3 protein-coding genes are annotated in these 5929 nt (G+C 73.9%); 2 read left to right on the top strand and 1 reads right to left on the bottom strand.

The annotated features are described in order from the left end of the window. The coding region (locus AOK23_RS21460) for an OB-fold nucleic acid binding domain-containing protein (protein ID WP_240496485.1) at positions 1-860 on the bottom strand (860 nt) is incomplete at its 3' end. Positions 861-1061: 201 nt separating this feature from the next. Here AOK23_RS21460 and AOK23_RS21465 point away from each other — a divergent pair. After that, on the top strand, positions 1062-2906 hold the full coding sequence (locus tag AOK23_RS21465; RefSeq protein ID WP_055714315.1) for an HSP90 family protein: 1845 nt from the start codon (positions 1062-1064) through the stop codon (positions 2904-2906). Positions 2907-2914: 8 nt separating this feature from the next. Further along, positions 2915-5875, top strand: a complete 2961-nt coding sequence (locus tag AOK23_RS21470) for a hypothetical protein (protein ID WP_055714316.1) — start codon at positions 2915-2917, stop codon at positions 5873-5875. Positions 5876-5929: the final 54 nt, after the last annotated feature.

The following is a 5929-nucleotide window of genomic DNA, read 5'->3' on the forward strand; positions in this document are numbered from 1 at the left end:
AAGATCTCCCGGGAGACCTTCTGCTGGCCCTCGGTCAGGGTGAACGGGAGGCGGGCGTCGAAGGCGGTGAGGAGGCCGTCCGGGGTGGGGCGGCGGGCCACGGCGGGGAGTTGGGCGTCGGTGTGCCGGCGGCGGGCGAGGGCGACCTGGAGGACGAAGGCCTCGTCCCACTTGAGGCGATCCCGGGCACCCTCGATGTCCGCCTTGGTGTGGGGGCGGTGGATCTTCAGCAGGGCCTCGGGGAGGGGGACCAGGCCCCGGCCCGCGCGCAGGGCGTCGGGGAGGGGGTCCACGGCCTCCTGGGCGCTCGGCAGGACCGTCTGCACCGCCTTGGCGATCTTCCAGGACTCCAGCTTGGCGGTGGCCGGGTAGATCGGGATGAGGGCGCCGGCCCAGCTGTCGACCGTCTCCGACACGTCTTCGCCGCGCAGCAGTTCGTACGCCGGGTGGGCCAGCTGGAGGCGGCGGTTGAAGACGGAGACCTTGCCGGCGAAGAGGGCGCGGGTGCCGGGGAGGAGCTCCTTGTGGGGCTTGTGCACGCCGTTGCCGAAGAAGACCAGTTGGAGGCGGCCGCTGCCGTCGGTGATGGTGACCTCGAGGCGCTGGCCCTTGCCCCGGGGGGCCTTGGCGGAGGCGAAGGTGTGCAGGCGGGCGTCGGCGACCTGGGCGACCACCGTGACGTGCTCGTCCATGGGCAGGTCGGCGAGGTGGGTGAGCTGCCCGCGCTCCTCGTACCTGCGGGGATAGTGGTGCAGCAGGTCTCCGACGGTGTGCAGGCCGAGGTGCTCGGCCATCACCTTCGCGGTGGCGGCGCCGAGCGTGTTCTTGAGCGGTTCTTCGAGCGCGGGCACGAGATCCATTGCACACCACGGCACTGACAATCCCGTATACGTCCTTGAAATCCGCTGGTCAGGCGGGTCGTTCGCGCCTAGGATGGCGCACTCCCGGGCCTGTAGCGAAGGCCCGTGCCGTCTCCCGTCCGCGGTCACCGTCTCGCGGGACCGCCCTACCCCGCGCCGTCGCCCGACCCCCACCCCACCGGCGCTGCGACGATGGACTCAATGACCTCACAGTCATCCCAGGCATCCCAGACTCCACAATCACCTCACACGTTCCAGGTCGATCTGCGTGGCCTGGTGGATCTGCTCTCGCACCACCTCTATTCCAGTCCGAAGGTCTACCTGCGCGAGCTGCTGCAGAACGCGGTGGACGCGATCACCGCGCGGCGGGCCGAGGAGCCCGACGCGCCCGCCCGGGTGCGGCTGTTCGCCGAGGGCGCCGCGCTGCGGGTGGAGGACTCCGGCGTGGGGCTCACCGAGTCCGACGTGCACAGTCTCCTCGCGACGATCGGCCGCAGCTCCAAGCGGGCCGACGGGCTGCAGGAGGTCCGCTCGGACTTCCTCGGGCAGTTCGGCATCGGGTTGCTGGCGTGCTTCGTGGTCGCCGAGCGCATCCGGGTCGTCAGCCGCAGCGCCCGTACGCCCGACGCGGCGCCCGTGGAGTGGACGGCGACCGACGACGGCTCGTACACGGTGCGGACGCTGCCGGACGAGGCGCGCCCCGAGCCGGGGACGACCGTGCATCTGATCGCGCGGCCGGGTGCGGCCGAGTGGCTCTCGCACGCGCGCGTGCTGTCGCTGGCGCGGGACTTCGGGTCGCTGCTGCCGTACGACGTCCGGGTCGGCGAGGAGGCGGTCACGGATCTGCCGGCGCCCTGGGACCGCCCGTACCCCTCCCCCGCCACCCGGCGGGTGGCCCTCGCGCGGCACTGCCACGACCTGTTCGGGTTCACCCCGTTGGACGCGATCGAGCTGGACGTGCCGCTGGCCGGGGTGCGGGGCGTGGCGTACGTGCTGCCGTCCGCGGTCAGCCCGGCACAGCGGGTGGGCCACCGGGTGCATCTGAAGGGCATGCTGCTCACGGAGCGGGCCGAACAGCTGCTGCCGGAGTGGGCGTTCTTCGTGCGCTGTGTGCTCGACACGGACAGTCTGCGGCCCACGGCGTCCCGTGAGTCGCTGTACGAGGACGAGACCCTCGCGGCAGTCCGGGAGGCGCTGGGCGAGCGGATCCGCGGGTGGCTGACCGGTCTCGCCGCAGGTGATCCGGAGCGGCTGGCGGCCTTCCTGTCGGTGCACTACCTGGGGGTGAAGTCCCTGGCGCGGCACGACAAGGAGATGCTGCGCACGATGCTGCCGTGGCTGCCCTTCGAGACGACCGACGGGCGGCTGTCCCTGGAGGAGTTCGCGCAGCGGCACCCGGTGGTGCACTTCACGCGGACGGTGGAGGAGTACCGCCAGGTCGCGCCGATCGCCTCCGCGCAGGGCGTCGGGGTGATCAACGGCGGTTACACGTACGACAGCGAGCTGGTCGAGGCGCTGCCGTCGGTGCGCCCGGGCACGATGGTCGCCGAGTTGGACGCCGACACGGTGACCGCTCATCTGGACGCGCCCGACCCGGACGAGGAGCTGGCGCTGGCGGGCTTCCTGTCGGCCGCGCGGGCGAAGCTCGACCCCCTGGGCTGCGATGTCGTGCTGCGGGCGTTCCATCCGCTGTCGGTGCCCGCGCTGCACCTGGACGACCGGTCCTCCCGGCACGAGCAGGCCCGCGCGGAGGCCGAGGAGCAGGCCGACGACCTGTGGGCGGGCATCCTCGGCTCGCTGCGCGGCAGCGCCCCGCGCGCGCGGCTGGTGCTGAACCACCTCAACCCGCTCATCCGGCGGATCGGTGCCCTGCGCGATCCCGAGCTGATCGGGACCGCCACCGAGTCGCTGTACGGGCAGGCCCTGCTGATGGCGCAGCGACCGCTCAGGCCGGCGGACTCGGCGCTCCTGAACCGCGCGTTCATAGGCCTCCTGGAGTGGGCCACGCACAGCGAGACCGGGTCCGGGGAGGGCGGCCGACCGTGAGGGACGTCATGGACTTCGACGAACTGCGCCGGGCCATGGCGGAGAACTACGAGCAGCCGGAGGGCCCCGCACGCAACGCGCGCGCGGAGCGGCTGCTCGCCGAGGCCGAGAAGCTGAACATCCCGCTCGCCGTGATCGAGGCGCTCGGGCACCAGCTGAAGGTCTACAACTACAGCTCCGAGAAGGACAAGATGTTCGTCCCCTTCGCGCGCCTGCTGCGCATGTGGGACGAGCGCCCCGAGGACTTCGACGAGTACGAGGTCCACTCGCTGCACTGGGTGTTCAAGTGGATGTCGGCCGGCATGCTCAACCAGCCGCATGTGCCGCTCGCCTCGATCGAGAAGTGGCTCGGCGAGATGGAGCACCGCTACCGGCTCGCCGGGCACTCGGAACGGGCCGTGCACAGCGCCGAGTTCAGTGTGGCCGCGCACGTCGGTGATCTGGCGCGGGCCGAGCGGGCGTACGAGGCGTGGCTGGCGGCCGACCGGGACAGCATGGCCGACTGCCACGCGTGCGAGCTGCACGGCCAGGGCTGGTGGCAGGCGCGGCAGCGGCGGGACGCCGAGGCGCTGCGGCTGTGGGCGCCGGTCCTGGAGGGCGAGTACACCTGCGCCCACGAACCGCACACCGTTCTGGCGTCCTCCCTGCTGCCGCTGGTGCGGCTGGGCCGCCTGGACGAGGCGCGCGCCCACCATCTGCGCGGTTTCCGGCTGGTGCGGGCCATGGAGAGCATGCGGGGCGCGTACGCGGACCACGTGGAGTTCTGCGCCCTGACCGGCAACGAGGCGCGCGGTCTTGAGCTGCTCGCCGAGCGTCCGGCGTACTTCACGGACTCCGGGGACCCGCGCAGCAAGGTGGACTTCACGGCCGTGGTGGCGCTCCTCATGGACCGCCTGGTCAGCCGTGGTTTCGCCGATCAGACGGTCCCGGGTCCCGCCGGCCGTACCTGGACCGCCGCCGAACTGGCCGCGCACGCGCGCGTGGAGGCACTGTCCCTGGCCGCCCGGTTCGACGAGCGCAACGGCACGGCGTACGTCAGCACCCACGTCCGGGAGCGCATGGACCAGCCGCCGCTCGTGGACCGGCTTCCGCTGGGCGTGCGGGCGACGCGCACGGTGCCGGTCCCGGCGCCCCGGCGGCCCCTGCCCGTGGAGCGCGCCGAGGCGGCACCGGCGCCGGACGACCTGCCCGCGCTCCTCGCCGAGGCACGGCGGCTCTCCGAGTCCCTGCACCCGGACTCCGTGGGCGCGTGGGCCGCGGTGGCGCGGGCCGCCGAGGCGGACGGCGCGGAACTGGACGCCCATGACCGGGCGGAGATCGTCGACCACCGGGCGATCGGCCTCGGGCCCGAGGGACGCACCCTCTTCGAGCACGCGGCCGAACTGTACGAGGAGGCCGGTGACCCGGGCGAGGCGCTCGCCGCACGCGCGCGTGGAGCGACGGTCCACGCCCTGAACGGGCACACCGAGCAAGCGCTGGAGCTGCTCTCCGAGCCGTACGAGAAGGTCCTCGCGCTCCACGCGGGCGGCGCCACCGGGCTTCGGCAGACGGCGTCCGTGCTGGTGGGGCGGGCCCGGATACTCATGCAGCGGCTGGAGGAGGCGGACCCGGACGAGAGCGCGGTGACCGCCGCCGACGCCGCCGTGCGGGAGCTGGCGGAGTTCGTCGAACCGCACCGTGAGCAGGACGTGCGGCTGGCCTCGCGGGCCGCGGAGGCGCGGGCCATGCTCGGGGAGCTGGCCGAGCGCGGCGGGGACGCGGAGACCGCCGCCGCGCTGTTCGAGGAGGCCGCGCAGCGGTATGTGGCGGCCGGGGCGCCCTGGTTCGCGGTGCAGTACGAGGCCCGGCTGGCCGGGCTCGCGCAGCAGCTCGGGGACCTGGAGCGGGCCGAGCGGGCGGCCCGCGCGGCGCTGGAGCACGGCGGTACGGATCTGGAACCGATGGGCCACGCCCAGCTCCACGTCCAGCTGGCCGAGCTCCTCGGCGCCGCCGACCGGGTCGAGCCGGGCGCCGCGCACGCGCTGGAGGCGGCGCACTGGGCCGACGAGGCCGGTGAGAGCCGGACGCTCGGCTCCTGGGCCCGGCATCTGCTCGGCGGGTTCCTGCTGCGGCAGGGGCGGTGGGCGGAGGCCGCGGAGGTGCTGGAGTCGGCCCTGGTGGACCTGACCGCCGAGATCCACGGGGACGGGGCCGTCGCCCAGACCCTGTGGTGGCTCGGCGACTGCCACACCGAGATGGGCGAGCACCGCGAGGCGGCCGACCGGTGGCTGCGGGCCGCCGACATCACCCGGCACTGGCCCGAGCAGCGCGACCACGCCGTGCTCGCGCACCTCGCCGCGGAAGCCCTCGCCCGTGCGGGGCTGCCCGCCGAGGCGGACCGGGCGTACGAGCGCGCGGGCGCCCTGTGGGGAGAGCTCGGCAACGTCCACGGGTATGTGCGGGCGCTGCGGGCTCGGGCCTGGTACGCGGCGCAGGAGGGTGCGGGGCTCGACGCCGCCCGGGAGTTGATGGGTGACGCGGTGGCCGGGTGCGAGGCGGCCCTGTCGGACGTGACCGGCGAGGAGAACCGGCTGCGGATCCACGCGGAACTCGGCGAGACGTACCGGCAGTTCGGCGACCTGCTCGCCCGGTCCGTCGCCGAGGACGCCGAACTCGACGTGTACCGGGCGGTGTTCGAGGAGGCGCTCACGCTCGTCGAGCGGGCGGTGGCGGTGTACGGCTCCCTGGGGGCCGACTTCCTCCACGCGCGGACCGGCGCGGAACTCGCGGCCGGGTGGCTGGAGGCGGACCTTCGGAGGGCGGCCGACGCGGCGGGGCGGGCGCGGAGTGTGTTGGCCGCGTACGGCGACGGTGGTGGCGGAGTCGGTGGCGCCGACGGCGACGGCGGCCGGGAGGACGAGACGGCGGTCTCGCGTCGCGCGGAGGCGGAGCGGATGTTGGGGCTGGTGGAGGGCCTGGGAGACGGGTAGGGCTCAGCGGGATGGGGGCGGGCGCCACGGGTCTCGCCCCCGCCTCCCCTACCC

The organism is Streptomyces torulosus, from assembly GCF_001419765.1.
In the GTDB taxonomy this organism is placed as follows: Bacteria; Actinomycetota; Actinomycetes; order Streptomycetales; family Streptomycetaceae; genus Streptomyces; species Streptomyces torulosus.